At 28.7% G+C, this 25865-nt stretch carries 25 protein-coding genes; 17 read left to right on the top strand and 8 right to left on the bottom strand.

Annotated elements, in window-relative coordinates; all coding sequences use genetic code 11:
• Window positions 1-34: 34 nt before the first annotated feature.
• The 3 genes from lgt to DB313_RS01835 are packed head-to-tail and all read right to left on the bottom strand — an operon-like array spanning window position 35 to window position 2560.
• Window positions 35-994, bottom strand: a complete 960-nt coding sequence (gene lgt, locus DB313_RS01845) for a prolipoprotein diacylglyceryl transferase (RefSeq protein ID WP_120104160.1) — start codon at window positions 992-994, stop codon at window positions 35-37.
• A gap of 9 nt (window positions 995-1003) precedes the next feature.
• Window positions 1004-2137, bottom strand: coding sequence for a MinD/ParA family protein (locus DB313_RS01840; RefSeq protein WP_120104159.1), 1134 nt, complete (start codon window positions 2135-2137; stop codon window positions 1004-1006).
• A 12-nt stretch (window positions 2138-2149) separates the two neighbouring features.
• Window positions 2150-2560, bottom strand: a complete 411-nt coding sequence (locus DB313_RS01835; protein WP_174220839.1) for a hypothetical protein — start codon at window positions 2558-2560, stop codon at window positions 2150-2152.
• A gap of 61 nt (window positions 2561-2621) precedes the next feature.
• Between DB313_RS01835 and DB313_RS01830 the strand changes: the two genes are divergently transcribed.
• From DB313_RS01830 to DB313_RS01805, 6 genes are read left to right on the top strand one after another with little or no spacing between them, the layout of a single operon-like run.
• Window positions 2622-4037: a S41 family peptidase gene (locus DB313_RS01830; protein WP_120104652.1), complete on the top strand. Its 1416-nt coding sequence runs from the start codon at window positions 2622-2624 to the stop codon at window positions 4035-4037.
• Between the two features lie 3 nt (window positions 4038-4040).
• Window positions 4041-4769, top strand: coding sequence for a 16S rRNA (uracil(1498)-N(3))-methyltransferase (locus DB313_RS01825; protein WP_120104158.1), 729 nt, complete (start codon window positions 4041-4043; stop codon window positions 4767-4769).
• A complete protein-coding gene (locus DB313_RS01820) occupies window positions 4762-5355 on the top strand; it encodes a hypothetical protein (RefSeq protein ID WP_120104157.1) in 594 nt (197 codons plus the stop codon). Before DB313_RS01825 ends, DB313_RS01820 begins: the two co-directional genes overlap by 8 nt.
• A gap of 47 nt (window positions 5356-5402) precedes the next feature.
• Window positions 5403-5888: a CarD family transcriptional regulator gene (locus DB313_RS01815; protein ID WP_120104156.1), complete on the top strand. Its 486-nt coding sequence runs from the start codon at window positions 5403-5405 to the stop codon at window positions 5886-5888.
• Window positions 5889-5919: 31 nt separating this feature from the next.
• The gene (locus DB313_RS01810) at window positions 5920-6858 is read left to right on the top strand and encodes a hypothetical protein (protein ID WP_120104155.1); all 939 of its coding nucleotides are present in this window, start codon (window positions 5920-5922) and stop codon (window positions 6856-6858) included.
• 5 nt (window positions 6859-6863) lie between these two features.
• Window positions 6864-8654, top strand: a complete 1791-nt coding sequence (locus DB313_RS01805; RefSeq protein ID WP_120104154.1) for a hypothetical protein — start codon at window positions 6864-6866, stop codon at window positions 8652-8654.
• A 3-nt stretch (window positions 8655-8657) separates the two neighbouring features.
• Here the strand turns inward: DB313_RS01805 and DB313_RS01800 are convergent, their stop codons facing one another.
• Window positions 8658-9767 (bottom strand): hypothetical protein, encoded by a 1110-nt coding sequence (locus tag DB313_RS01800; RefSeq protein WP_120104153.1) that lies wholly within the window; start codon window positions 9765-9767, stop codon window positions 8658-8660.
• A gap of 122 nt (window positions 9768-9889) precedes the next feature.
• On the opposite strand from DB313_RS01800, the gene DB313_RS01795 reads away from it, so the two are divergent.
• Together DB313_RS01795 and rpmB are read left to right on the top strand one after the other, a co-directional pair.
• The gene (locus DB313_RS01795; protein WP_174220838.1) at window positions 9890-11458 is read left to right on the top strand and encodes a hypothetical protein; all 1569 of its coding nucleotides are present in this window, start codon (window positions 9890-9892) and stop codon (window positions 11456-11458) included.
• 9 nt (window positions 11459-11467) lie between these two features.
• Window positions 11468-11746, top strand: a complete 279-nt coding sequence (gene rpmB, locus DB313_RS01790) for a 50S ribosomal protein L28 (protein ID WP_120104151.1) — start codon at window positions 11468-11470, stop codon at window positions 11744-11746.
• A gap of 4 nt (window positions 11747-11750) precedes the next feature.
• On the opposite strand, the gene amrB is transcribed toward rpmB, so the two are convergent.
• From amrB to DB313_RS01775, 3 genes are all read right to left on the bottom strand, one after another.
• Window positions 11751-12458: an AmmeMemoRadiSam system protein B gene (gene amrB / locus DB313_RS01785; protein ID WP_238614529.1), complete on the bottom strand. Its 708-nt coding sequence runs from the start codon at window positions 12456-12458 to the stop codon at window positions 11751-11753.
• A 50-nt stretch (window positions 12459-12508) separates the two neighbouring features.
• Entirely contained in the window at window positions 12509-13942 is a 1434-nt protein-coding gene (gene pyk, locus DB313_RS01780) for a pyruvate kinase (protein WP_120104149.1), read from the bottom strand.
• Between the two features lie 107 nt (window positions 13943-14049).
• Window positions 14050-15456 (bottom strand): NFACT RNA binding domain-containing protein, encoded by a 1407-nt coding sequence (locus DB313_RS01775; protein ID WP_120104148.1) that lies wholly within the window; start codon window positions 15454-15456, stop codon window positions 14050-14052.
• A gap of 168 nt (window positions 15457-15624) precedes the next feature.
• Here DB313_RS01775 and DB313_RS01770 point away from each other — a divergent pair, with 168 nt between their 5' ends.
• The 9 genes from DB313_RS01770 (at window position 15625) to rpsI (ending at window position 24503) form a co-directional block, all read left to right on the top strand.
• Entirely contained in the window at window positions 15625-16281 is a 657-nt protein-coding gene (locus DB313_RS01770; protein WP_120104147.1) for a LolA family protein, read from the top strand.
• Between the two features lie 11 nt (window positions 16282-16292).
• A complete protein-coding gene (locus tag DB313_RS01765) occupies window positions 16293-17492 on the top strand; it encodes a helix-turn-helix domain-containing protein (protein WP_120104146.1) in 1200 nt (399 codons plus the stop codon).
• Entirely contained in the window at window positions 17492-19588 is a 2097-nt protein-coding gene (locus tag DB313_RS01760; protein WP_120104145.1) for an ATP-dependent helicase, read from the top strand. Before DB313_RS01765 ends, DB313_RS01760 begins: the two co-directional genes overlap by 1 nt.
• Before the next feature lie 9 nt (window positions 19589-19597).
• Window positions 19598-19873: an Asp-tRNA(Asn)/Glu-tRNA(Gln) amidotransferase subunit GatC gene (gene gatC, locus DB313_RS01755; protein WP_120104144.1), complete on the top strand. Its 276-nt coding sequence runs from the start codon at window positions 19598-19600 to the stop codon at window positions 19871-19873.
• Window positions 19874-19898: 25 nt separating this feature from the next.
• Window positions 19899-21329: an Asp-tRNA(Asn)/Glu-tRNA(Gln) amidotransferase subunit GatA gene (gene gatA / locus DB313_RS01750; protein WP_420808988.1), complete on the top strand. Its 1431-nt coding sequence runs from the start codon at window positions 19899-19901 to the stop codon at window positions 21327-21329.
• Complete coding sequence (gene gatB / locus DB313_RS01745; RefSeq protein ID WP_120104143.1) at window positions 21319-22776, top strand: Asp-tRNA(Asn)/Glu-tRNA(Gln) amidotransferase subunit GatB; 1458 nt, start codon at window positions 21319-21321, stop codon at window positions 22774-22776. The genes gatA and gatB overlap by 11 nt, the downstream gene beginning before the upstream one ends.
• Window positions 22769-23554 (top strand): hypothetical protein, encoded by a 786-nt coding sequence (locus tag DB313_RS01740; RefSeq protein WP_120104142.1) that lies wholly within the window; start codon window positions 22769-22771, stop codon window positions 23552-23554. The genes gatB and DB313_RS01740 overlap by 8 nt, the downstream gene beginning before the upstream one ends.
• Before the next feature lie 78 nt (window positions 23555-23632).
• Window positions 23633-24082 carry a 50S ribosomal protein L13 gene (rplM, locus tag DB313_RS01735; RefSeq protein ID WP_120104141.1) on the top strand — a complete coding sequence of 150 codons (450 nt, stop codon included), beginning with the start codon at window positions 23633-23635 and terminating at the stop codon, window positions 24080-24082.
• A gap of 10 nt (window positions 24083-24092) precedes the next feature.
• Complete coding sequence (gene rpsI, locus DB313_RS01730) at window positions 24093-24503, top strand: 30S ribosomal protein S9 (RefSeq protein WP_120104140.1); 411 nt, start codon at window positions 24093-24095, stop codon at window positions 24501-24503.
• A 41-nt stretch (window positions 24504-24544) separates the two neighbouring features.
• Here the strand turns inward: rpsI and eno are convergent, their stop codons facing one another.
• Window positions 24545-25846, bottom strand: a complete 1302-nt coding sequence (gene eno, locus DB313_RS01725) for a phosphopyruvate hydratase (RefSeq protein ID WP_120104139.1) — start codon at window positions 25844-25846, stop codon at window positions 24545-24547.
• Window positions 25847-25865 lie beyond the last annotated feature (19 nt).

Raw genomic sequence — 25865 nt, 5'->3', positions numbered from 1 at the left:
TAGTGATTTTGTTATAAATCTATATTTTTGTGATTTATTTATTTAATTTTTCTGATCTCATCTTGGCCCATAAAAGCCAAATTATTCCTGATAGCATTAAAATTAAAGAGAGCACTTGTCCCATTGATATGTTTAAAAAAGAGAAGTCGAGTAGACTCTCAGGCTGGCTATAGGTGATAACAAATCCTATTTCTTTATCTGGTTCCCTTAAGTATTCAATTAAGAATCTAAAGAAACTATAAAGAATTATGTATACTCCAAAAATAAAACCATCATATTTTTTTATTTTTCTAAAGACAAACCATAGTAATAAAAAAGATACAGTCCCTTCAAAGAATCCTTCAATGAGTTGTGATGGAATCCTTGGTAGATTAACAAATAAATCATGAGGTGATAGTTCAAGTCCAATTGATTCTGCAAATTCTTTTACTCCCTTATCGCTTGTTCTAAAAGGCACTGCGTTTGGGAATATTATTCCTCCTTTCATTGGTCTTCCATAAAGCTCTGCATTTGCAAAATTAGCAAGTCTTCCTAGTATGTATCCTGAAGAAAAAGCTATCGCTCCGTAATCTGTCATCTTTATAAAGTACTTTCTCACATTTGTATTCTTAAGCTTGGTATTAATTATTATTAATAGTGTAATAATTACTCCAAAAAAACCTCCGTGTATTGCCATCCCTCTAAAACCTGTGAAGTTCCAGTGTTTGTCAAATGGTAGAAAGATTAACCAAGGGTGTGTATAATAAAGACCACTTTTGTCATAAATTAATGTAGATGCCAACCTACCACCGATTATTGCCCCCATAACAAGTGAGAACATCATTTTTTCATAATCACTTCTTTTAATATCAATTTTGTCAAGTTTTATTTGGTACCAAATGAATTTATAGCAAATCATGATTATTATAATGTAGGAAAGGCTATACCATGTGATTGGAATGCCTTTAATTATTTCAGGATGTAACCAGGTAGGGTAATTTATGTAATTCGGCATTTTTTCTCCTTAATCTTCTTTTAATTGTTTAAATAACTTTTTTTTAAACATCATGTTTTGTTTTCTCAATGTTGCAATTTCTCTTTGTTGGGATTTTATTATATCAATAATTTCATTATTGTCTATTGTTTTGTTTAATAGCAATGATTCAAGATATTCAGATTTTTCCAAGTATTCGTCTTGTGCTTCTTTGAGTACAAAATCATAGCTTTCGTGTATATCTTCCTCACTTAAGAGTTCTGCATCATTTATTAAAGTTTCAAGTTCAATTAATTTGCTTGCTATTTTTTTAATGCTTTTAGAAGTTAAACTTGTAGGTTTATAGATTGTTATTGGGATTTTATGGTTTAGTGCTATGTCAATAATCTCATCTTTATAAATTGAACCTATGCTTTGTAAATTTATATTTAGATAATCCTTTGCGGATTTTAGTATTTTTTCTGTTTTTTGAATGTCATCAGGTGTTCTTAACATATTAAAGACTATGAAAGGACTAAATCGTGAGAAAATTGCCATGAATTTTTCGTAATTTTCAGGGTCTTGATTTTCAATTTTAAGTAATAGATTGGGTATATATATTTTTTGTAAATCGTTAGAGTCTTTTTTTATCTCAGAGATTATTTTGTGTCCTTTTGTGTCTTTTGTAAATATTTTTGATATAAGCCTAAAGATTGTATTTTTTAAGAATAAATAGGCATTCATTGTTGCTGTTACTGTTGGGATTGTTACTATGACTCCACGATTTGACATTAAAAAGAAATCTATTGTATTAAATGTTGTCCCAGCACCAAGGTCAATTATTAAATAGTCATAAGTGAGGGATTTTAAGTTGTTAATTATTCTTCTCTTTTGAAAGGTAGCTATATTTGCAAGCTCTGGAATGTCAGAGTCCCCTGCAATAAAACTTAAATTTTTAATTCCAGATTCAATTATTATATTTTTGAAGGGAATTTTTGTTTTAAGGAAAGTTCCAATGCTCTTCTTAGGTATGATATTTAGCATGGAATGTAGGTTGGAACCTCCAAGATCAAGGTCAATAAGCAATACTTTTTTTCCTTCATTTGCAAGACAAATTGCAACATTAGTTGAAAAAAGAGACTTGCCAACTCCTCCCTTTCCGCTAGCTACAGGAATGATAACCAAACCTTTACTCCGTTACTTATCCTTTATTTTTATTAAAAATAGAATCATTGAGTTAAATATAGCGTAAATTATTACTATTCCTAAAAGATGAAATAGGGATATTTGATACACATATAAGCGAAGACTATAACCTAATATGAATAACATAATTCCCATTATTATTTGAAAAATTTTTGTTGTGATAATCAAGTTGTGAAGGATTTTAAATTTTTCATATAATAAATAGTTTATTGTTAGTATTGCAAGACATAACTCTGGTGAGAATATAATAAAAGATAACATAAACTTAATAGAAGAATTACTGACAAATATTATTTTGTTAATAGCTCCATAAAGTTCTACGAGTATTAATAAGCTTTCAAGTACTTGCATAGCAATAATGAAACTTGTAATTTTTATTTTTAAAGTATTTGTCTTTAACATAATCTTAAAGTATTATATTATGGAGATAAAATCAAGTTTTATTTGTGTAGGAATTAGTTGGATGAAAAAGAAATTTTTAATATTTGTATGCTTTTTATTAGCACTCAGTATGAGTTCTTTAGTTGTTGTAGAGTCTATCTTTGCACAATCAGATTCTTCTAGAGGTAAATTATCTGCGTCAAATTATGGTCATATGATGACAGAAGCTTTTGATTTTATTAAGAGAAATTATGTTGAACCTGTTGATGATGAGGCTGTTTTTGAAGGGGCTTTGAAGGGTATGTTTCAGGCTTTGGATGATCCATATTCTCAATATTTAACAAAAAAAGATTTAGAGGAGATATCAAAAACCACAGAGGGGAATTATGTTGGAATTGGGGTTACTATTACCAAAAAAGATTCTACTAAGGGATCTAATCTTGAACCTAATTCTTATGTGAAAATTCTTACTCCTTTTGAGGAAGGGCCTGCATATAAGGCTGGAATAAGGTCGGGTGATTACATTACAGCCGTTGATGGTAAGAGTGCTTCTGCAATGACAGTAGAACAAGTTGTTGAGCTTTTGAGGGGAAAAGAAGGTACAAAAGTTAAAGTTTCTATTCTAAGAGGTAAAGATTTAAAATTGGAATTTGAACTTATAAGAGAAAAATTAGATATACAGACTATTAAATATGATGTTATTAAGGAAGACGTTGGGTATATTAGGATAGTAAGTTTTAATCCAAATACTAATAGTTACTTTAGAAAAGCTTTAGAAAAACTTAAATCTCACAATATTAAATCTTTGATTTTAGATTTAAGACTTAATACCGGAGGTTTTCTAAAGGACGCAATAAAGATAGCCGATGATATTTTGACTGAGGGAATTATTGTTTCAACAAGGACAAGGGATGCTAAAGCTCCTTTTGAATATAAGGCTAATTCTGAATGTTTGGTACCTTTGGACATGAAAATTGTTGCTTTAATTGATAAGCATTCAGCATCAGCATCCGAAGTTTTAGTGGGAGCCTTAAAAGATCATAAGAGGGCTTATGTTATAGGTGAGAAGTCTTATGGCAAAGGAGTAATACAAAATGTAATCCCTTTCCATACAGGAGGCTTTAAGATTACTAATTCAAAGTACTATACTCCATCTGGTCAAAGTATACATAATATTGGGATTAAACCTGATTTAGAGATTGTTTCGAAAGATTTTTCTGAGGAAGAAGTCTTAGCTTATAAAGAAATTTTTGACAAGGATTTAATAGGACATTTTTTAAAGGATAGAAAAACTATTACTGAAACTGAAATAGATAATTTTATTGATAACCTTGTTAAAGGACATGCTAATTATAATGTAGATAAGGACTTTTTAGGTCAGTATGTACTTACTAAATTTTATCAAGACACAAATCAAGAAGCACCGATTTATAATTTACATTATGATAAGGCCTTAAGAGCTTCTTATGAGTATCTTTTAAATGAAACTAAAAATTAATCTGTGAAACAAATAGTCTTAAACGATGACTGTTTATTTGGGAATGATATCATTATTAATGATATTAAGATTTATCATTATCTTATTGATGTGAGACGGTTTAAGGTAGGAGATGCATTAAATGTTTTGGTGAAGGGAAAAGAAATAAGGTTTGCTAAAATTTTAAGCATTGATAATAAGATTATTAGGCTTTCTACTCTTAAGATAGAGAAAATAAAAAAGAGGGATTTTGAAATAAGCATGTTTATATCTAATCTTAAAGGTAGAAAATTAGACTTATGTTTAAGGCAAATCGTTGAGATTGGAGTAGATCATATAAACATTGTTAATGGCGATAATTCTGTTTCTAAGATAGATATGAATGATTTAAGTTTTAAAAGATCTAGATTTGCAAAGATAATTGATGAAGCTTTAAAGCAGAGTGGTAATATACATGTTCCTGATATTAATTTTTACAAAAATTTTTTTAGTATTCCTTATTCATCTTCTGTTCATTATTATGTTGCCCATCAAGAGGGTGGTTTATTAAGTTGTGGTGATAGTATAAGTCCTTTAAATAAAATTGGGATTTTAATAGGTCCTGAGGGTTGTTTTTCAATGGCAGAAATTAATTTATTTAAGGATTTGGGTTTTAAGTTCGTGAAGTTTAATACTTCAATTTTGAGGGCAGAAACAGCTATTGTTTATTCACTTATTTGTTTTAAATTGTTATTAGAGGGTAATAATGGCTAATTTAAAAGATATATATTCAAAACCCGACAGGATTTATTTTTGTGGGATGCCAATAGATGTATTTAAGAATAGTGATAAATTGGCGAGTCGATTTGAATATCTTTTATCTCATCCATATCATTCAATGGTGATTTTTGTTGATTTTAAGGCTTTATTGAAATTTTTGATTTTTAAAAAATTTAGAAATCTTGTTAAGGATTCTTCACTTGTCTTTTCTAATTCTAAGTTGTTAAGGGTTCTTTGCAAGCTTTTTAAAAAGATTGATATTAGTTATTATGATTCAAATTCAATTCTGCTTATTTTAATGAGTATACTAGAAAATACATATAAAACATGCTATATTATAGACAAGGATAAAATAATTTCTAAGAAGAATTTTTTAAGATTGAAAGAATCACATAAAGAAATTAATTTTATTGGTTACTATGATTTGAGGGCTGTTAAGAGAAATAAGGAAATGTTTTTTGCAAATATTAATAAGCTTACTCCTAGTATGATAATAAGTTTTTGTAGTAATGATTATCTTGAAAAATTGTTTTATGCAAATAAATTTGGCATTAGAACTAATTTAAGTGTGTTTTTATAACTTCTTTTGATTTAAGTATTAGTGAAATTTATTATATGAGGTAAAAAGTGGCATTTGTATTAGATCAAGCTGTAGTTTATCCAATGCAGGGAGTGGGTAGGATAAAAAATATTCAAAATAAAGAATTTAATGGTGAGTTTATTGATTATTATGAGATATACTTTCCCTTTAATGAAATGACTTTTATGGTTCCGGTTGCTAGAGCTGATGATCTTGGGATTAGAGCTTTGGTTAGTAGGGAAAAGGTGGAGGAAGTCTTTGATGTTATTAAAGATTTTGAGGGTCAAATAGATCAAAAAAAAATAAAAGATGGTAGTCATGATTTTTATAAACAAAATGATATATTGAATACCGCTAAGTTGTATAAGTTCTTGTATGCAAAGTCTACTCAAAAAGAATTACCCTTCTATGAGAAGAGGATTTTAAATGATTTTGAGCTGATTTTGGAGCATGAAATTAGTTTGGCCTTGCAAATTAGTTTTGAAGAAGCTAAGCAAAAAATTAAAGATGTTTTATCTGTTAGAAAGTCTTAAAATATTTATTTTCGACTTATAGGGATTTATGGTGTTGAATGTTTTAAGGTTTGTTTTTTTAGTATCTTGTAGGTTTATTTTTATATTTTTTCTCTTATCTTTTGTCTTCCTTTGCACATTTTATTTGAAATATAAATTTCTATATGTAAATTTTTCTATCTTTAGTTACGAGCTTTATTATGATACTTATCTTTATACTTTTCCCTTAGCTCTTGTTGTTACTTTTATGAGAATTTCTTATCCTTTCGATGTAGAAGTTTTAAAAATATCTAGGACTTTGTATTTTGTCACTTTTGTTTTTATATTATCTTTGTCTTATTTTGGATTTAGAGCATCTTCTAATTTTAATACTATATATGAAAATCTTCATCAAAAGAGCGACAGGATTATTAGAGATGGGGTAGTACATTTTTTTGATGGTAAGTTAGTGTTTTATAGCAATGATGTTAATTTTTTTGGTTTTAAGGGTCTTTTAAAGGTAGAAAAAAACGAGAATGAGGATAATGATTTTAATGAATTTTCATATAATCCAGACTTTTCTCAAGTTAATGCTATTTATTCTGAGAAAAATGCATTTTTGATGCAGGAATTATATAGTAAATTGATTAGCTATGTTTTTAATGATTTGGAAACTTTAAATTATTTTTTTCTATCTTTAGGGCATGTTGGTTTGATATTTAATATATTTGGATTTGGGTTACTTTTATTTTCATTTTCTTATGTTTTTAATCTTATATTTTCAAGTAGTTTTTCTTTATTTCTTTATCCGATCTTTATCATATTATTTTTTAAAGTTTACAATCTTTATGCAATTGAGTTTCCTAAAAATTTTAATTTGATTGTGGGAAGAAATGTAATTTCTGATTATATTCCTTTTGTTTTTTGTATTCTGACTTTCTTTTCTATTTATTTGTTTGGATTCATTTCCGATTGTATTAAGATTAGTGAAGGATTTGATAATAGTTTGTAGAGTTTATGAAAAGAGAATTGTATGCTTTTGTAAGCAATTTTATTATTTATTTATTTTTATTTATTTGTTTATTTTTTTGTTATGCATATTTTTTTGGGTCAGATTATTTAGAAAAATATAGATTAATAGCCACATTTTTTGATACTGTCTTAGGTGTTTATCATTATTTTAATGGTTTTTTTATTTTTTTTATTTGTATCTACTTTATTTTCTTAAGTCAATATGAAATAAGGGTTTATTTAAAAGAGTATAAGGGTTATTTATTTAGGAAATTTTATCCATTTGTATTTTTATTTTTTATAGTAGGAGTTATTGTTTCTCTTATTTTTAATTTTATTTTACCTTATACCATTACTCAAAGGAGTGAGTATAGGTATAGTTATGAGAGGTATAATCTTCTTGAAAATCAGGCAAATGAAATAGTAAATAAAGTAAAGGGAATAGATATAAGTTTATCAGTAAGCAAGATTTTAGATGCAAATGATTTAATAGAAGCAATGAAGAAGAAAAGAAAATATCTTGAAGATTTAATTAGAATATATAATAAAATGAGACTTATTGATTTTGATAATGATGAACTTTCAACTAATTATTACTTAGTGAAATCAGAATATAATAGAATGCCTATTTATGATGTTGATTTAGAAAAAATTAGAAAGACTATTAAGACATATTTGATTAGAAATCTTACCAAGAAAGATTTTCAAGATATTGTAAATGAGCTTATTGATAAGGGTGATTATGCTACAGCTAATTATTTTGCTTATATAGGATTTGCTTCTACTAGGGATGATGAACTTGCTGCTCTTCTAGACTTAACTTTTAAGGCTATTAATGAGAATAAGAATATTGAGAGCGAGAAGAGACATTTAGTTTTGGAAGAGAAACAGAAAAATTTTTTATATTTTAATACAGAAAAATTTAGAGATGCATATTATGGATTTTTGAGACTTCATAAATTATTTCCAAATGATAATGAGATTTTAAGTTATAAGAATAAGTCTTTGGAGAAACTTAGAAGTGAATATCTTTTCTTTGATGAGATTGAAAAATATTATGAACATCATGGTATAAATGATGTTTTATTGTTTCAATCTGACTCTGGGAGTGGGACATTCGATTATATTTATATGCAAAAAATTGTGAGTGGTATTTCTTATTTAAAAATGGTTAAAAATTTTGAACTTATTAGATTCAATAAATCAGGTAATATTGTATTTCACATTAAAGTTCCATTTGCTACTCTTAAGGGTAATGAGGTTTATCAAAATGTTTTAGATAAGGATAATGAGGAGAGCAATATTATTGCTACTAAAATTATTGTGTCGTCTAGAGATTTTGATTTAAATGAGCCTGCTATTATTAGTATTAATAAAGATGTTGACAATTTACATTTATTTTCGAATTCTAGTAGTAATATATTTTTGCCTGCCCCAGGACTTTTGAATGCTTTTAACCAAGTTGAAATGCTTAACTTAAGGTTAATAAGTATTTTCTCTTTCAGTCTTTTATTATTGATAAACCCTATGTTATTGGTTTTATGGGGAGTGTTATTTATGGGTGTGTCTTCTAAGGTTAGTTTTGAATTTGACTCGAAGTTTATAATATTTTTAATATGCATAATGATAGCTATTTTTTCAGTTATTATTTCGCTTTTTATAAATTATTTATTATTTATTTTAATAGCGGTCTTTATTCAAATGTTTGCTAACATATATGTGCCCTTTGTTTTTATTCTTTTTCTCTTATTTATTTTTATATTCCATTTAATACGGGTTAATTATAGGGAAGCATAATCTTTAATTTAAGTTTTTAGTTATTGATGATAGAAATAATTCATTGATCACTTGGTTTTCTTTTTCTATTTGTTTTTTGTTGAGTATGTATGAGTTTTGATCTATATCATTTTCATCAATAATAAAAGAAGGATTTTCTTTTTTTATGTTTAATTGCAAATTTAAACTTTTATAAGGTGTTAATCCACTTACAAATCCGAAATGTTCATTAAATTTATTCTTGTCTTTAAGTTTAATTAGTTTTTTTTGTATTTCTTTATCTAGTATCCATTGAATAAATTTTTCTATAGGTTGTGATAATTCTTGAACCCCCATAAAGGTTATATTGGATACTGTTAATTTTTTGTCTTGATCCGTTAAGTATGAAAAATTGAGTTTATTTTGGATGTCTTTACTTAAACCATTATAATATGTTAAATCAGCTAAACCTGCTATTAAAAGAGTGTTCTTTTCAAGCAATATGTTTTCTAATTTTAAATATTGGTATTTTTCTGTAAATCTTTTTTGCAGTTTAAGTTCATTTACATCCAAAAACGATTTAAAGTGATTTATCATATTTAACATTTTTTTCTCATCATATTCCAGATTATTATTAGCAAAATAAAAGTTTATTTTGTTTATTTTAGATATTGTGTAAAATAAGCTTTCAGAAATATAGGGAGAAATAAAGAATTTTTTTTCTCTTTGAAAAAGTTTATATATTGTTTTAATACTTTGTGCATCTATATATTGTTCTATGTTATATTCGTTTTTATATATTAAGATTGGAATATCAAAACTTAAGGGAATAATTCTGTATGTAAACTTCTCAGATATATTTTTTAGAACTAGATAATCTGGAGAATAATATTTTTGAATATTTTTAAAATTTTTAATTATATTTATATTGTCTATGGTTTTTGATATAACTATTTGAGCATTTTCTTTGTTAATTGTTTGCATGTTAATATGGTCTTTGTATTTAACGATAAAACTTGCTTTATGTTCGATATTGAATTGGTTTACATAAAATGGAATAATTTTATTGTCGGTTAGTAAGATAATGCTATCATTACTTGAACAACTAAGAATTAAAGTAAAAACTATGATTAAAATTGATTTTTTTATGTACATAAAAATTATTTATTTTACTTCCTTTTATTTTACAATAAATTATGTATAATTTTTATAGTTATTTTGATAGTTTTGGTGTTTAAAAGAATATTAATTTTATAGTTTGATTTTTAGTAGGGAGATTGGTAAATTTGGGTTTGTTTGATTTTTTATTTTCTATTTTTAATAGAGAGCTTACTCCTGAACAGGTAAGGCAGAAGAGGATTAGAGAAGTAAAAAATAATCTGAATAAGATAAGTAATTTTTTTAATGCTTCGAAAATACAAGCTTTACCTCAATTTGCTAAATTTATTTATAATCTTTACAAAACTTTTGCTCCTTTAAAGCTTTTTGTGCAAAGATATCGAAATTCAAATAAAATAATTCACTTTGTTGTTGAAAAGTATTTGAATGAAAGTCAAAAAAAGGCTTTGGATTATATTTATTCTTTTTCAGCTAATGATATGCCTAATTTTAATTCGGATGTGCCTAAAAATTTGAATAATAATTTGAATTATTTATTTAAGAATGTAACTCAAGAACAAATTAAGTTAATCGATGAAACTTGTGGAGCTTTGTATATCTTTTTTGATTTAGTCTCATATTCATATTATTCTATTATTAAAAATTTTGATGGTTTGTTTCCAGAAGATGATTTTGTCTATAAGCCAAGATTTAATGCAGTTGGCTGTGGTTTGATTCTTGATGAGATTAAAGATTTTTTAGAGAACATATATTCTATTACAGATTTTGCTGTCTGGAAAAATCTATACGATATTCTTTTAGAGGTATATGGAGATAAGGGGAATTTTCCTATTAAACCAAATATTTGGCTTAAAATAGTAACCTCCATTATTGAGATAAATAAGAATAAGGAAATTTTGTATCTTGTAAGATATGTTAGTGGAGATCCTGATTATTTTCCTATATCTAATGGAAAGAAGCCAAAACCTATGACAAAAACATTTTTCAATGATCTTGCTAAACATGTTGCAAACGAAATAGAAAAGATTAAGGTTTTGCAAAAAAATAGTAAATCTAAAATTGTGGCAGAAAAATTGTTTCCTGCAGGTACACTTTTACATTTAGATAATTATAATGAAAAGATGAATGTTAAGATTACATCTAAAATTATGAGTACTCCTGGATATGTTTATTATGAGCTTTTAGGTTATTTAAAAACTTATGTGATTAATTTTGTGAAAAAAGATCTTAATGATACGATTAATATTCTTATCATTAAGGGGCAGTGGAAGGACATGGAAATTTCAAGAGATATGTCTAATGATATGCATTCTTTGATTAATACTTATTCAAGTCTTATTGATTTTGATAATAATCTTGGTGAACAGGGGAATTATGGTAATAGAATTAAAGCTCTTTTGCATAGGGCTTCTGTTGGAGACAAGTCATCAGAAAAATTGTTAATAAGCATAGTAGCAGATATTAATAAAAAGGCTTTTGTTTTATTGAATGAGTATTATTCAATAATTTATTCTATGGAGCAACGATTAAAGGATTGTTTAGAGGATTATGTTAAACCTTCTTCAGAAAGAGAATTGATTTATAACTGGAAGGAGCTTGATATTGATCTTATAAAAACTTATGGAAATAATATAAACTTTGGTAGTATAATTAAAAATATAATAGGTAATTTGAGCTTATTTTTAAAATTGATGGATTTATATTTAGAGAGAAAACATACAGTTTAGGAGTTTTAGATGGGCAGAGAATGTGAAATAACAGGAAAGAGGACCTTATTTGGAAATAATGTACCAAGGAAGGGACTTGCTAAGAGAAAGGGTGGAGCAGGCCAGCATATTGGGGTTAAGACTAAGAGAACTTTTAAAGTAAATTTAATTAATAAGAAATTTTTTATTCCTGAATTGGGAAGAAGTATTAATATTAAGGTTTCTGCAAATGCTTTAAGAAGTATTTCAAAAGTTGGTCTTGATGTTTTTTTGAAAAAAAATTGCAAAAAAGTAGAAGACTTTATTTAGAATTTTAATTTATTAATATATTTTCTATTATTAAGTATTCATTATTGTTGTTGACAATTTCATTGTGTGTAAATTCAAATTCTTGGAAAAGTTTGTGGATTATTATAAATGCACTTATATTTTCAGGAAATATTTTATGAGCATTATAATTCTCTAGGATAAGAGAGGTATTTAGATTATTTGCAAGTAAAAGCTCTTTTAGTGTTGATGCTAGCTTAGTAGCTTTGTTTAGATTTGTAGAGTGTGAGATAAAATGAGAAAGGAAAAGGAAAGAATTTTCTTCTTTTCTTGTAAATGGGCTTAAAAATTGACAAAATTCTTTTAAGGTTTGATATTTAAGTTTACCTAAGATAATGGGAATTATTTTTATCTCTTCTGTCATGTCTTTAATGAAATTTAACACAATTTCAATTTTATGATCGTTTTCTATTATTTTATCTTCTGTGTTTGTAAATTCAAGATCTTGTATTAGATTCATTATATTGATATTCACATCAATTTTTGAGTTGAATATCTTCCAAGCTTTGTGAGTTGAAATGTTAACTTGTGAATTTTCTTTTGTTTGTGAGAATACAAAAACATTTTTTGTATTCTTAGCTATTATTCTTTGAAATAAATAGGCATTTTGTAAGAAAAACTCATAAGTTCCATAACTTGCTAGAAGTGCTTTATGAGTTTTTCTTTTATGTAAGTTTAGTAAATTTGGGTTGATTTTGTTATTTGAGTAAAATATGTCATTAACTAAACTATTCCTGATTTTATTTATATGTTTCGTCCCTTAATTGCATCTTCTACTGTATTTATCTCCATAAATTCTGTACCCTTGCTGACATCTCTGTTTGGATTTCCTGAAATGATTACTACAGTATCTGAATCTTTGACTATTCCTTGTGTTTTTAGTAGTTCAAGAGAAGTTACTACAAACTCAGTTGTTCTTTTAAAACTATTATCAACAAGATTAGAATAAACACCGTAAGAAAGAGATAACTCTCTTGCAATTCTCTCATTGCTTGTTGTAATAAACAAAGGAACACTTGCCCTATATGTTGCCATTACTCTTGCAGTTCTTCCCTTTAGTGAGTCAACAATAATAGCTTTTATGGGCATGATCTTTGTTGAATCAATTGCACATTTAATAATGTAGTTTCTAATAATTCTTTTACTACAGAAAATTTCGTCCCTAAATAGGGTTTTTTCTCTATGTTTTTCAACCTCTCTAGCTATTCTAGTCATCATCTTAACAGCTTCAACTGGATATTTACCGTAAGCTGTTTCACCAGATAGCATAATAGCGTCTGTCCCATTTAAAATGGCATTAGCAACATCGGAAACCTCTGCTCTTGTAGGTCTTGGATTTTCAATCATTGAGTGAAGCATTTGTGTTGCAGTAATTACGGGTATTCCATACTTAATGCAAGTTTTTGTTATTTTAATTTGGGCCAAGGGAACATCTTCAGCAGGTATTTCAACACCCATGTCTCCTCTTGCTACCATGATTCCATAGGAAGCCTTTGCAATTTCTTCAATATTATCAATTCCTTCTTGATTTTCAACCTTAGAAATGATTTTTACATCAGAATTTCCAGCAGCATTTAATATATCCTTAACATCTTGAATATCTTTTTCATGCCTTACAAATGAGTGAGCAATAAAATCAATATTTTGTTTTGCTGCAAGTTCAATAAATCCTTTATCCTTTTCAGTTACAGACTGTAGCTTAAGTGGAACTCCTGGTGTATTTATGGATTTTTTATTCTTAATATGTCCGTCGTTTTTAACCTCACAAATTAATCTGTCTGATAATTTTTCAATGACAATCATTTCAAGTTCGCCGTCATCAATTAAAACCTTAGACCCATTTGGAACTTCATTAACAAAACCATCGTAGTTAGTTTGAAATGAGTTGGAATCACCAATAGGGGATGTTGATATTATTACCTTGTCATTCATCTTAACGGGAATAGGGTTTTCAATGTTTGCCGTCCTAACTTCTGGGCCTTTTGTGTCAATCATTAGTGCTATTTTATTTGAAACTTGTCTAACATTATTAATTACTTTTAGAGCATCTTCATGAGATTGGTGAGCAGTATTAAGTCTTATTACATTAACACCTGCCTCATATAAATCTTTTATGTGCTCTGGGTCGCATCTAAGGTCAGATATTGTTGCTACTATTTTTGTTAATTTTTTTATCATATGGTACTTCCTCCACTATTTAAATTTTATGCTTTTTAAGTTGCAATAACAATATTTTTAATAACTTGCTGTTTTATTTTAAATTTAAATTAGAATAAAATATAGAGTTAATTTTTGTTTTTAATTTTTCTAAGCATATCAAGATCTAGTTTAATATTTAAATTTTTTTCCTTATGTGGTATTACAAGTCCTTTCTTTCCTCCTTTCACTCTTCTTAAGTTTTTAACATGAGTGTAGTAAAGATCAGCCTTGCCCGATTTTCTTGCAGCTTTTGTGTAAAAAACGCATAAATTACCAGCATGTAGCAAAACTTCAAGAGGAGGTGTTTTATTTTTCTTATTTCTAATAAAAACATAAGCACCAGGGTAATCTCTTGTGTGTAACCAATAGTCATTTCCCTTTGCCCAATTTCTTAAGAGTTCGTCATTTTCTTTTGCATTTCTTCCTACAACGATTTCAAATTCACATGAGATGAAATGAATACCAATAGGTGGCTTCTTTAGTGAGGTTTGTTTTTGAGCTCTTTCATTTTTTGAATAAAGTAACTCTTTGTTATCTATGCAGGTTGTCTTTGATATTAATACATCATATTGTTTTCTTGCATAATTTAATTGTTCTTCTAATAGATTTAAAGAATTTTTACTTCTTTTATATTCTTTAAAGTATTTAAGGGCATTGTCTTTAGGCAGTAATGTTTTGTCAAGTTCTATTGTGATTTCTTCTCCATTGTTGTTCTTTATAATAATTTTATCCATTCCTTTTCTTATTAGATTAATATTTGATAAAATCATTTCACCTTTTTCTCTTCTAGATTCAATTGATTTAATTGAGTCTATTTGTGTTTCTAAAGAGTTTATTCTTTTTTCTAAATTTATTTTTTCTTTCTCGTATTTTTTTCTAAGTAGTTCTGTATTATGTTCGTGAGTCTCTTTTGCTTCTAAGTTACTATAGTAATTTTCAATAAATTCAGAGTAAGAAGATTCATTATCGTATTCATCCTTTAGGTTGACTTCTTTTTTTTGCTTATTGTTGTTTTCAGTAATTTCTTGGATTTTAGTAAAAATTTCACCTGTAATTTCACTTGATTTTGGTCTTCTATAAAATGCATCAAGTATTTTTAAATTGATATCTGTTGCAATTATGTTAGGAGCGGATGGCCATAATTTTATGAAGATAAATGTTATTATTCCATCTTTTACTACTTTAAGAGAAATTATTCTTTCATTGTTTATTTGACAAGCTTCAAATAATTTCCCATTTTGAATTTTTGATTTTAAAAATTCAAAAAATCTTAAGGGTGGTTTAATATTATCAAATTTTTTACTTGTTCTGTGTATTCTAGTGGTTTTTGAGTCTAGTGAGATTAATACATTGAAATTTTTTTCATTTACTTCTTTGTTATAGAGTTCTAAAATTAAGGTTTTATAGTTGGGTTGTTTGATTTTTCTTAAAAATGAATTTTTTAAAGGAAGTTCCTTAAGTATTATGTTTATTTCACTGTAATTTAATGACATTTTGTTTCCTTTAATCTTTTACTATAATTATGTTTATTATTAGTTTGCAAAATGGTATATTTATGAATAGTAACTTATTATTTTAATAAGTTACAGTATGGGTGTTAGCCGTAAATTGTGTAATATATTTTGTTATTAAATTAGGCTTAATGAAATAAGAGTTTTGTAATGAAGAAAATAATATTAATATTAATTGTATGCCCCTATGTTGTTTTTGCTCAAGTGTCTGCTAACCAGTATTTTGAGAATATTTATTCAAAATATCAAAGTGTAGAAGATATGCAGGCTAGGATTAGTCTTAATATAAAGGGCTTAAAGCAAACGGGAACTCTGTTATATAAATTTCCAGATAAGTTTATTATTAATTTAGATTCAAATAATCAAGTTTTTGTAAGTGATGGAGAGCTTTTGACAGTTTATGTTCCATCACTTGGTACTTCTTTTAGACAACAGTTAACAAGGGGAAAAGCAGGTGGTGGTTTTATGAATGTTTTAGGTACCGAGTATAGCGTATCTTATACTAATTCTCCCAATTTAGAACCTCTTGATGAGACTGGAGGAAGTACGGAAAGTTTTATCAAATTGACTTTTTCAAGGCGTCTTTATAAGGGTGCTGCTACAATTGATTCTTTTATGATTGCTTTTGCAGAGAGTGGCGCAATTAGGAGGATTATTGCTTATCCTACGGGTGGTGGACGAGAAATTATTATTGATCTTTTATCTATGAAGTTTAATGTTGGAATTCCTGAGAGTAGATTTAAGTATGATCCGCCAAAAACTTCAAACAAGGTAGATAATTTTTTATATGATGTTAAAAAAACTTGAGGTGTTGAACTATGGAAGAAAATGATTTCGTTAAGTTTGGAGATTTTTTAAAAAAAGCTAGGGTTGAGAAGGGGTTAACTCTTGAGGTTATATCTGATGATATTAAGATTTCTGTTAAATACCTTAAAGCTCTTGAAGACTCTAATATTGAATTATTTCCAAATGAAGTTTTAGCTGTAGGATTTTTAAGAACCTATAGTGAGTATTTAGATGTTGATGTTTGGTATATTTCCTCTCTTTTTAAGGAATATAAGAGAAGACTTAATGATAGTTATATTGGCATTAAACCTGAAAATAAAAATGTTGGTTCAAATTTTGCGAGTGAGGGGAAACTTGCAAATAAGAGCATAGATGTTTCTAAGATAAATTCTGCTAGAATGATTAAGATACTAGTGGTATTGGTTAGTCTTGTAGTGTTAATATTTTTTATTTTCAATTTTAATGAAATTAATACTTATTTAAAAAAAATATTTAAATCGAATCATGTTGCAAGGAAATCTCCAGAAGTTCATGAAATTCCTTTTGATAAAGAAAGTTTTTGGAATGCTTCGCTTGCAGATGGTGATTTTTTATCTTTAATTTATGGTGATACTATTTTAAAATATAGGGTTTCTTTTAAAAATGATGATTTAGTTATTACAGATGAGTTGAGTAATAGTCGAGATGTTTTTAAGTTAGGTAAAGCTCGAGAAATAGATTTTAATGATAATATAAGGGTGAAGATGATTTATGAAAATTATTCTCGTGATAGGCTTAAGAAGGCTCATGTAAGCTTGGAATCTTTTATTTTGAATGTTGAATATGTATCTGAAACTAGTCTTTCTAATAGATTTGAGATTTTAGATTGGGGGTTTGCAGTTAATGGTCCTAAGAGTAGGATGGTTAGTGAATATCCTACCTTATATTCTTCTCAAAATATTGTGAATATTGATTTAATGATTCGTTTTTTAAATGATACATTTTTAAGATATGCTGATGAGAATAATCTTTCAGGAAAATCTTTACTTGTATCTAAAAATAATTCGCTTAATTTGAGTTTTAGGAAATCTTTAATATTGTTTTTATCAAGACTTTCTGATGTTAATATTGCTCTTCAAGGCAAAGATATTACTTCTATTTTAAAAGGGTATGAAAAAGAATTAATGGCAGTTCAATTTTTTTGGTTAAAAACTCCTGTGGGATTTGATCTTAAGGTTTCTGAAGTTTATTAATGGTAGATAGGATAGAAGAGTTTCTTTTTAGTTTGAATACTTACCAGAGAGAAATTGTTTTAGATGACACTAAGAATCCTATTTTAGTTTTAGCAGGGCCAGGTAGTGGTAAAACAAGGGTTATAACAGCTAAAATAGCTCATTTAATAAAAATTCTGGAAATAAGGCCGGAGGAAATTCTTGCTTTAACATTCACAAATAAGGTTGCAAGAGAGATGAATGCAAGAATAAATCATCTTTTTGATTTTAATAAGTCTTTGCATATTCAAACTTTTCATTCTTTTGGTGCTTGGCTTTTAAGAATTTACTTTAAAGAATTTGATAAGAATTATGATTCGAATTTTACAATTTGGGACACTAATGATGTTGTTCGTTGCGTTAAACAAATTGGACTTGCTCCATCCATTGAGCTTGCAAAGCAAGTTTCGTCTTTAATACTTAAGGGAAAGGAAAGTGGATTTTTACATGATTATTTTGGTATTGAAGAGAAAATTTACAGAGATATTAAAACTTATGAGCAAGAAAAGGCTAGAAACAATGCTTTTGATTTCGCTGACCTTATTCTTAAGTCTGCTTTAATGTTAAGAGAATCTGAAGATATAAAGAGACGAGTACAGAAGAGATTTAGGGCTATTCTTGTAGATGAATATCAAGATACTAATTATGCGCAGTTTTTGTTTTTAAAAGAACTTTATAATCAAGGTATGCATTTTATGGTAGTAGGAGATGAAGACCAGTCTATATACTCTTTTAGAGGAGCTAGAGTAGAGAATATTCTTGAGTTTGAAAAGACATTTAATAATGTGACTAGATATTATTTGGTACAAAATTATCGTTCTACCTTAAGTATTGTTAATGTGGCAAATGATGTTATTTCAAAGAATAAAAATCGATATGAAAAAGTAATAGTTACAAAAAACAAGATAGGAAAGAAGATGAAATTTTTTGTTTTCCAGAATCCTGCAGAAGAGGCTGAATATTTTTCTAATTTTCTTGTTAAAGACAAACTTGATACGGCAATTCTTTATAGATTTAATTATCAGTCTTTTCAATTTGAGAAATCTTTTTTAAAAAGAGATATTCCATATAAGGTGCTAGGCTCAATTAGATTTTATGAGAGGGAAGAAGTTAAAGATGTAATTTCCCTACTTAGACTTTTTGTAAATAAAAAGGATAAAGTATCTTTCCTAAGAGTAATAAATAAGCCTGCTAGGGGGATTGGTAAAACTACTACAGATAAAATAATAGGTATGCTGAATAATAGCGATGTTAATCTTGATTTAATACTTGCAAGCAGAAGAGTTTCTGAGACTCTTAAGGGCAAGGCAGGCGACTCTCTTATTGCTTTTTTAAGTATATATGATGCATTAGGGAAAAGAATTGACACAGATGTTTATGTTAATTTATCTGCGTTTATTAGAGATGTTGTGGTTAAATTTGGGCTTTGGGATTATTATCAAAAATTTGATAAAGATGAAAAGTCTAGGAATATTGATGAACTTATTGGAAGTGGAGTTGAGTATTCAGGTAGTTTTGAGGGGCTTGTATTATTTTTAGAAAATTCATCTCTTTCACCTTTGATGCACGGCGATTCTAATTCTGGTGTACTCTTGTCTTCAATCCATGGCGTTAAGGGACTTGAATTTGATAGGGTAATAATATCTGGACTTGAGAAGGGATTACTGCCTGCTGAAATTGAGGAATTGACGGAGGAAAGAATAGAGGAGGAAAGAAGACTTTTTTATGTTGCTGTTACTAGAGCCAAGTTTGAACTTATTATTACACTTAACTTACAGAGATTTTTTGGTGGTATGTTGAGAAATACGGCTATTTCAGTCTTTTTTCAAGATATTAACAAAGATGCTTATGATGTTACTTTTGTTCCAGAATATTTAAGGGATAACTTTAAGTATTTTTTTACAAAGAGTAGTGATAAGAACTTTAGTATTGGAGATTATATAAATTATAATGGAGAAAATGGGGTAATTGTGGATAAATGGTATCAAAGTGGTGAGCAGTTGATTAAGATTAATCTAAGGAATGGCAAGAAGGTAATTTTAAATTCAGTCCATATTAAAGGACTTTCTAAGGTATAGAGGTGGCGTTTGAAAGATATTCATTTAGAAAATAGTTTGAAGTTAAGTTTATTGAGCTTGAGTAAAGACGAGGAGCAAAAATTTGTTGAAAGGTTTGAAAATGTAATTAGCATGTTAAATAAAATTTCTGAATTTGATGTAAGAGATGATTTTAAACAAAAGACATGTGAGTTGTCTAATTTAAGGGATGATGAGGTTTTGGATTCTTTGACGATTGAGTCTATTAAAAATTTTAGTAATTTATTTTTAGATGGATATTTCCCATCTCCTAAGGTACTTGAATAGGGTTATTGATTTGAATTTAAGAGATATGAGTTTAATAAAGATTAAGGAATTAATATTAAGTCGTAAGTGTAGTATTTATGACATTGTCCTTTCCTATAAAGAGCAATATGAATCAAATAAAGATATAAATGGATATATTGAATTTTTTGATGATTCATTGGAGTTGGCAAAAGAATATGATGTCCTTTTGGAGAAGGGTAAGGGACAAAATTTACCTTTAATTGGAATACCTATTGCTGTTAAGGATAATATTGCAATGAAAGATAAAGGTTTAACGTGTGCTTCTGAGATTTTACAGGGCTATGTTTCCCCTTATGATGCAACAGTTATTAAACGATTAAGGGATAATGGTGTTATTTTGCTTGGTAGAACTAATATGGATGAATTTGCTATGGGTTCTTCTTGTGAATTTTCTTACTATGGTGCTACTCTTAATCCTTTAAATAAGGAATATGTTGTTGGGGGTAGTTCTGGTGGCTCTAGTGCAGTTGTTGCGGATAAACAGGCTCCTTTTTCACTTGGAAGCGATACTGGAGGGTCTGTTAGACTTCCTGCTTCTTTTGCTGGTATTATTGGATTTAAACCTTCTTATGGAGGCCTCTCCCGTTATGGGCTTGTGTCCTATGCGTCTTCTCTTGACCAGATAGGATTTGTTGCTCGTTTTGTTGATGATATAGCTTTAATATTAAAGCATACCTGTGGAATTGATAAAAAGGATGCTACTAGCATAGATATTGATATAAATCCTTATCCATTGTTAAATAAGCCTTTAAAAAGTATTAAAGTAGCTACAATTAAGGAACTTAGTGAAGATTTAATGGACAAAGATATTGCTTGTGAATTTTCTAAGTTTAAAGTGGCGCTTTTGAGTAGGGGAATTGAAATACACGAGATTTCAATAGAGGAAATTACTTATGTACTCTCTCTCTATTATTCAATAGCACCAGTCGAGGCTGCATCTAATCTTGCCCGTTATACTGGTCTTCGTTATGGAAAAATAATAAAAGATAATTTAACTTTAAATGATTTTTACTTCAAACACAGAAGTTCATTTTTAAATGAAGAAGTAAAAAGGCGTATTGTACTTGGTAATTATTTATTGTCAGAGGGCTATGATTTAAAATATTACACAAAGGCTTCCCGTATTATTGAAAATATGATAATCCCTAAATTTAATGAGCTTTTTAATAATTTTGAATATATTATTATGCCTACCAGTTTTGTAAAGCCTTTTAAAATTGGAGAGATGTGTGATGATCCTATAAAAATGTATTATTCTGATATATGTACTGTGATAGCCAATCTTATTGGTTCTCCTGCAATTTCTATACCCTTTGCTCAAGATGAAAAAGGATTGCCTATTGGTATGCAGATAATTGGACAAGCTAAAAAAGATTTCAAGCTTTTAAATTTTTCAAAAAATATAATAGAGGAATTGGGATTAGATGGAATATAGATTGCTTATTGGGTTAGAAGTTCATGTGCAGTTGGGGCTTAAAACGAAGGCTTTTTGTGGTTGTAAGAATGATTTTGGTGGAATTCCAAATTCGCGTACTTGTCCAACATGTCTTGGATTACCTGGAGCGTTGCCTACTGTTAATAAAGAATTAATTAATAGTGCAATTTTGGCTGGCCATGCTACACACTCTAAAATCCGCAATATTGTTAAGTTTGATAGAAAGCATTATTCTTATCCTGATTTACCTAAGGGTTATCAAATATCTCAAAATGATGAACCAATATGTGAGAATGGATTTATTTTTGTTGAAGATTTTTCGGGATTTAGAAAGATTAATATTGTTAGAATACATATGGAAGAGGATTCTGGTAAAAGCTTACACTTGCTTGAGAGTGATAATAGAAGTTATATTGATTTTAATCGTTCAGGAGCGCCATTACTAGAAATTGTCTCTGCTCCAGAAATTAACAGTGGAGATGAAGCTGTGGCTTATTTAAATTCTTTAAGGGAAATTTTTAGATATCTTGATTTATCTAATTGTAATATGGAGGATGGGTCTTTTCGTTGTGATGTTAACATTAATTTACTTGTTAATGAGGATGGTATTAAGTATAAGACTCCAATTGCTGAGATAAAGAATTTAAATTCTTTTAAGTCTGTAAAATTGGCAATTGATTATGAAGAGGTAAGACAAAAAGAAGAATGGATTTTGTATAGGAAGACTTTTAAGGATGAAGGCAAGCATACTAGAGGTTTTGATGATAAGAGAGGGATTACAGTACTTCAAAGAAGTAAGGAAACAATGGCGGATTATAGATATATTAAGGAACCGGATTTGCCTTTAGTGAGGTTAGATGATGATTATATTGAAAGTATAAAGAATAGTAGAATGGTTGAGTTGCCTTTTGATACAAGAATTAGATTAAGAAAGCAATATGGTCTTAGTGATTTTGATGTTACTACCTTAACTTCTGATAAAAACTTGGTTAAATATTTTGAAGAAGCGACATTGGGTGCAAGTGACCCTAAAAGGATAGCTAATTGGATTTTGTCTGAAGTGTTGAGTGTGCTTAATGAGCGAGAAATAAATATACTTAACTTTAATATACCCCCATCATATATTAGAGAACTTGTTGAACTTATTGTTAGTGAGAGAGTAAGTGGTAAGATTGCTAAAGAAATATTTGTAGAAATGCTTGAGACAAATGTTTCTCCTTCTGTAATTGTTAGTGAGAAAAATTTAGAACAGATAAGTGATAAGTCTTTGATTGAGTCGGTTGTGATTGAAGTTTTAAATGAAAATCCTAAATCAGTTGAACTTTACAGAAAGGGTAAAAGTCATGCGTTGAAATTTATGATGGGACAAATTATGAAAAAAACTTCTGGAAAAATTAATCCTGTGCTTGCGAGTGAAATTTTAATGGACAGATTAAAGGATGTGTAGTGAGTCTCTGATAAATTGTATTCCAATTATTAAGAGAGCAAGGTTTTTTTACCTTTATGATATTAAGGGTAATAGGTATTTGGATTTATATTTGAATGGGGGTAATAATTTTTTAGGACATAGGGTTAAAGGTTTAAATCTTATTCTTAAACAAACTTTTTCAAGAGGACTTACAGCTTCTTATCCTTCTATATTTAGAAAACAATTTGAAAATGTTTTTTTTTCTTTTTTTAAAGAGGCGGGGTGTGCATATGTTTTTAAGTTTGAAAGAGATGCTAGGGAATTTTTATTATCTTTAACGGGTCAAAGTTATTTTAGTAAACCTTGGGAAGAAAAGCATGGAATATATGAATTTAAGGTTGGATTTAGTAATTTTAGGTATCCTATGCTTGTAAATATTCCAATGCCGGGGTGCATGTCTATTAGTATTGTTATAATAGATAATTTATCTAAAAAAATAGAATTTAGAAATAGTTTCGATGCTTTAACTTTAGCAGTTGCTAGACATATGCTTGTTAATATTATGTCTTATGAAAAGGATAAAAAAATTAATTTTGATATTTTCGCTACTTCTATGTTTAGAATAATGAATAGATACATGTTTCCTCTTTATAAATCTGAGTATCATGTTGAAGTTTTTAATGAATATTTAAAGAATGGATATTTAATTAGTCCTGTTTTTGACAATCCTTCTATTGTTCCTTTAAAATTTTCTAAGGGAGATTTAGATGGATTTCGAAAAGTTTCTTTTAAGCTATATGATAAATTTAGTTATTAGTATTGACAGGTTAGTTTACAAATAATACAATTTAAAAGTATGATTTTGTACAATATCTAAGTGAGGACTTTAATTACTATGAATAGAATAACTGAGAATAAGACAATATGGGTTAAACCAAGGTATGTGGAGAAGAGATGGTGTATTATTGATGCTAATGATAAAGTTCTTGGTAGAATTGCTACAGAAGCGGTTAGGATTTTGAGAGGTAAGCATAAGGCTTATTATACACCTCATCAAGATTTGGGTGATAATGTTATAATTATTAATGCTTCAAAGATTAAGCTTACGGGTAAGAAATATTCTCAGAAAATTTATTATAGACATTCAAGATATCCGGGGGGCCTTTATTCTGATACTTTTAGGACATTGTCTGAGAGGAAGCCGACAGCTCCTCTTGAAATAGCTATTAAGGGTATGTTGCCAAAGGGGCCTTTGGGGCGTGAGCTTTTTAGGAATCTTAGGGTTTTTTCTGGGGCTGAACATAATCTTAAGGCACAAAATCCTTATAAATTAGATTTGGATTAAGAGAGGGAAAATGGCAAAGGTAAATGTTAAGGGTGTTAATTTAGCAATGGGTACTGGAAGACGGAAGTCTTCTGTTGCTAGGGTGTATATTAGAGAAGGTAAGGGTGAGATTAAGATTAATGGTAGAAATTTTGATTCTTATATACAGCTTGAAAATTTAAGAACACTTGCTTTATCACCATTGGTTTTAACAAATACTCTTGGGAAATATGACGTTTATATAAATATTTATGGTGGAGGCATTTCGGGTCAGGCTGGTGCTATTAGGCATGGGGTTGCAAGGGCTCTTTTTGCACTTGATGAGGAACATAGAGTAGTTCTTAAATCTAATGGGTTTTTAACAAGAGATTCAAGAAAGGTTGAGCGTAAGAAATTTGGCAGAAAGAAAGCTAGAAAAAGTTTCCAATTTTCAAAAAGATAAGAATTTGTATTTTTATGAAAAAGCCCCGTGGGGGCTTTTTTTTATTTTTTCTTAATGGAATAAAAAACATCTTTGCCGTGATATTCAGCAATACTTCCTAGTTCTTCTTCTATTCTTAAAAGTTGGTTATATTTAGCTATTCTATCTGTTCTTGACAAAGAACCTGTTTTAATCTGTCCTGTTCCAAGTGCAACAACAAGATCAGCGATTGTTGTATCTTCCGTTTCTCCTGAACGATGTGAAACTATTGCAGTATATCCTGCTTTTTTTGCCATTTCAACAGCTTCAAAAGTCTCAGTCAATGTTCCAATTTGATTTACTTTAATAAGAATTGAATTCGCAACTTTCATTTCAATTCCCTTTTTAAGGAATGATGTATTTGTTACAAATAAATCGTCTCCAACAAGTTGAACTTTATCTCCTATCTTATCTGTGAGTTTTTTCCATCCATCCCAATCTTCTTCAGCCATTCCATCTTCAATTGATATAATAGGATATTTTTCTACCCATTTTGCCCAATATTCAACCATTTCCTCAGAATTAAGTTCTTCCTTAGTTGACCATCTAAGTACATATTTTTTTGTCTTTGAATCATAAAGTTCAGATGTAGCGGGATCAAGGGCAATTGCGATATCTTTACCAGGCTCATATCCTGCTCCCTTTATGGCCTCCATGATAACTTCGCAAGCTTCTTCGTTTGACTTTAGGTTTGGTGCAAAACCACCCTCATCTCCAACAGAGGTTGCATAACCTTTTTTGCTTAAAATGCCCTTAAGGGTGTGAAAGACTTCAGCTGCCATTCTTATTGCATCACTAAAAGTTTTTGCTCCAACCGGCATTATCATAAATTCTTGAAAATCAACAGAATTGTCAGAGTGAGCACCGCCGTTGATAATGTTACACATGGGTGTAGGTAAAACATTAGCCTTGTAAGCTCCAAGGTATTGATAAACTTTAAGTCCAACATAAGCAGCGGCAGCTCTAGCTGTAGCCATTGAAACCGCAAGGATAGCATTAGCGCCAAGTTTTGATTTAGTAGGTGTACCGTCAAGCTCAAGCATTTTTCTGTCAATTTCAACTTGATTTAAAGCACTCATTCCTTCAAGTTCTGGAGAGATAATATTTGTTATGTTTTCAACTGCCTTAAGTACTCCTTTACCCATATAAACAGATTTATTGCCGTCTCGTAATTCAACAGCTTCATTTATTCCTGTTGAGGCACCTGATGGAACAGCTGCTCTACCAAAAGAACCATCCTCAAGTACTACATCTGCTTCAACTGTTGGATTTCCTCTAGAATCAATGATTTGCCTAGCTTTTATTTCATAAATATGAAAGCCCATTTTGTAACTCCTTGTTATT

The organism is Borrelia turcica IST7 (assembly GCF_003606285.1).
GTDB classification, from domain to species: domain Bacteria; phylum Spirochaetota; class Spirochaetia; order Borreliales; family Borreliaceae; genus Borrelia; species Borrelia turcica.
The sequence above is the reverse complement of the archived record's forward strand: the minus strand, read 5'-3'. Positions and strand labels throughout refer to the sequence as shown.

Excerpts from the sequence above, each read along its gene's own strand:
- DB313_RS01835 (WP_174220839.1), bottom strand. The coding sequence starts at position 2,560 with ATGTTAAAGACAAATACTTTAAAAATAAAAATTACAAGTTTCATTATT.
- DB313_RS01770 (WP_120104147.1), top strand. The coding sequence starts at position 15,625 with ATGAAGAAAATAATATTAATATTAATTGTATGCCCCTATGTTGTTTTT.
- DB313_RS01830 (WP_120104652.1), top strand. The coding sequence starts at position 2,622 with ATGAAAAAGAAATTTTTAATATTTGTATGCTTTTTATTAGCACTCAGT.
- DB313_RS01760 (WP_120104145.1), top strand. The coding sequence starts at position 17,492 with ATGGTAGATAGGATAGAAGAGTTTCTTTTTAGTTTGAATACTTACCAG.
- rpmB (WP_120104151.1), top strand. The coding sequence starts at position 11,468 with ATGGGCAGAGAATGTGAAATAACAGGAAAGAGGACCTTATTTGGAAAT.
- DB313_RS01820 (WP_120104157.1), top strand. The coding sequence starts at position 4,762 with ATGGCTAATTTAAAAGATATATATTCAAAACCCGACAGGATTTATTTT.
- DB313_RS01805 (WP_120104154.1), top strand. The coding sequence starts at position 6,864 with ATGAAAAGAGAATTGTATGCTTTTGTAAGCAATTTTATTATTTATTTA.
- rplM (WP_120104141.1), top strand. The coding sequence starts at position 23,633 with ATGAATAGAATAACTGAGAATAAGACAATATGGGTTAAACCAAGGTAT.
- eno (WP_120104139.1), bottom strand. The coding sequence starts at position 25,846 with ATGGGCTTTCATATTTATGAAATAAAAGCTAGGCAAATCATTGATTCT.
- gatA (WP_420808988.1), top strand. The coding sequence starts at position 19,899 with ATGAGTTTAATAAAGATTAAGGAATTAATATTAAGTCGTAAGTGTAGT.
- lgt (WP_120104160.1), bottom strand. The coding sequence starts at position 994 with ATGCCGAATTACATAAATTACCCTACCTGGTTACATCCTGAAATAATT.
- DB313_RS01800 (WP_120104153.1), bottom strand. The coding sequence starts at position 9,767 with ATGTACATAAAAAAATCAATTTTAATCATAGTTTTTACTTTAATTCTT.
- pyk (WP_120104149.1), bottom strand. The coding sequence starts at position 13,942 with ATGATAAAAAAATTAACAAAAATAGTAGCAACAATATCTGACCTTAGA.
- DB313_RS01740 (WP_120104142.1), top strand. The coding sequence starts at position 22,769 with ATGTGTAGTGAGTCTCTGATAAATTGTATTCCAATTATTAAGAGAGCA.
- DB313_RS01765 (WP_120104146.1), top strand. The coding sequence starts at position 16,293 with ATGGAAGAAAATGATTTCGTTAAGTTTGGAGATTTTTTAAAAAAAGCT.
- DB313_RS01775 (WP_120104148.1), bottom strand. The coding sequence starts at position 15,456 with ATGTCATTAAATTACAGTGAAATAAACATAATACTTAAGGAACTTCCT.
- gatB (WP_120104143.1), top strand. The coding sequence starts at position 21,319 with ATGGAATATAGATTGCTTATTGGGTTAGAAGTTCATGTGCAGTTGGGG.
- rpsI (WP_120104140.1), top strand. The coding sequence starts at position 24,093 with ATGGCAAAGGTAAATGTTAAGGGTGTTAATTTAGCAATGGGTACTGGA.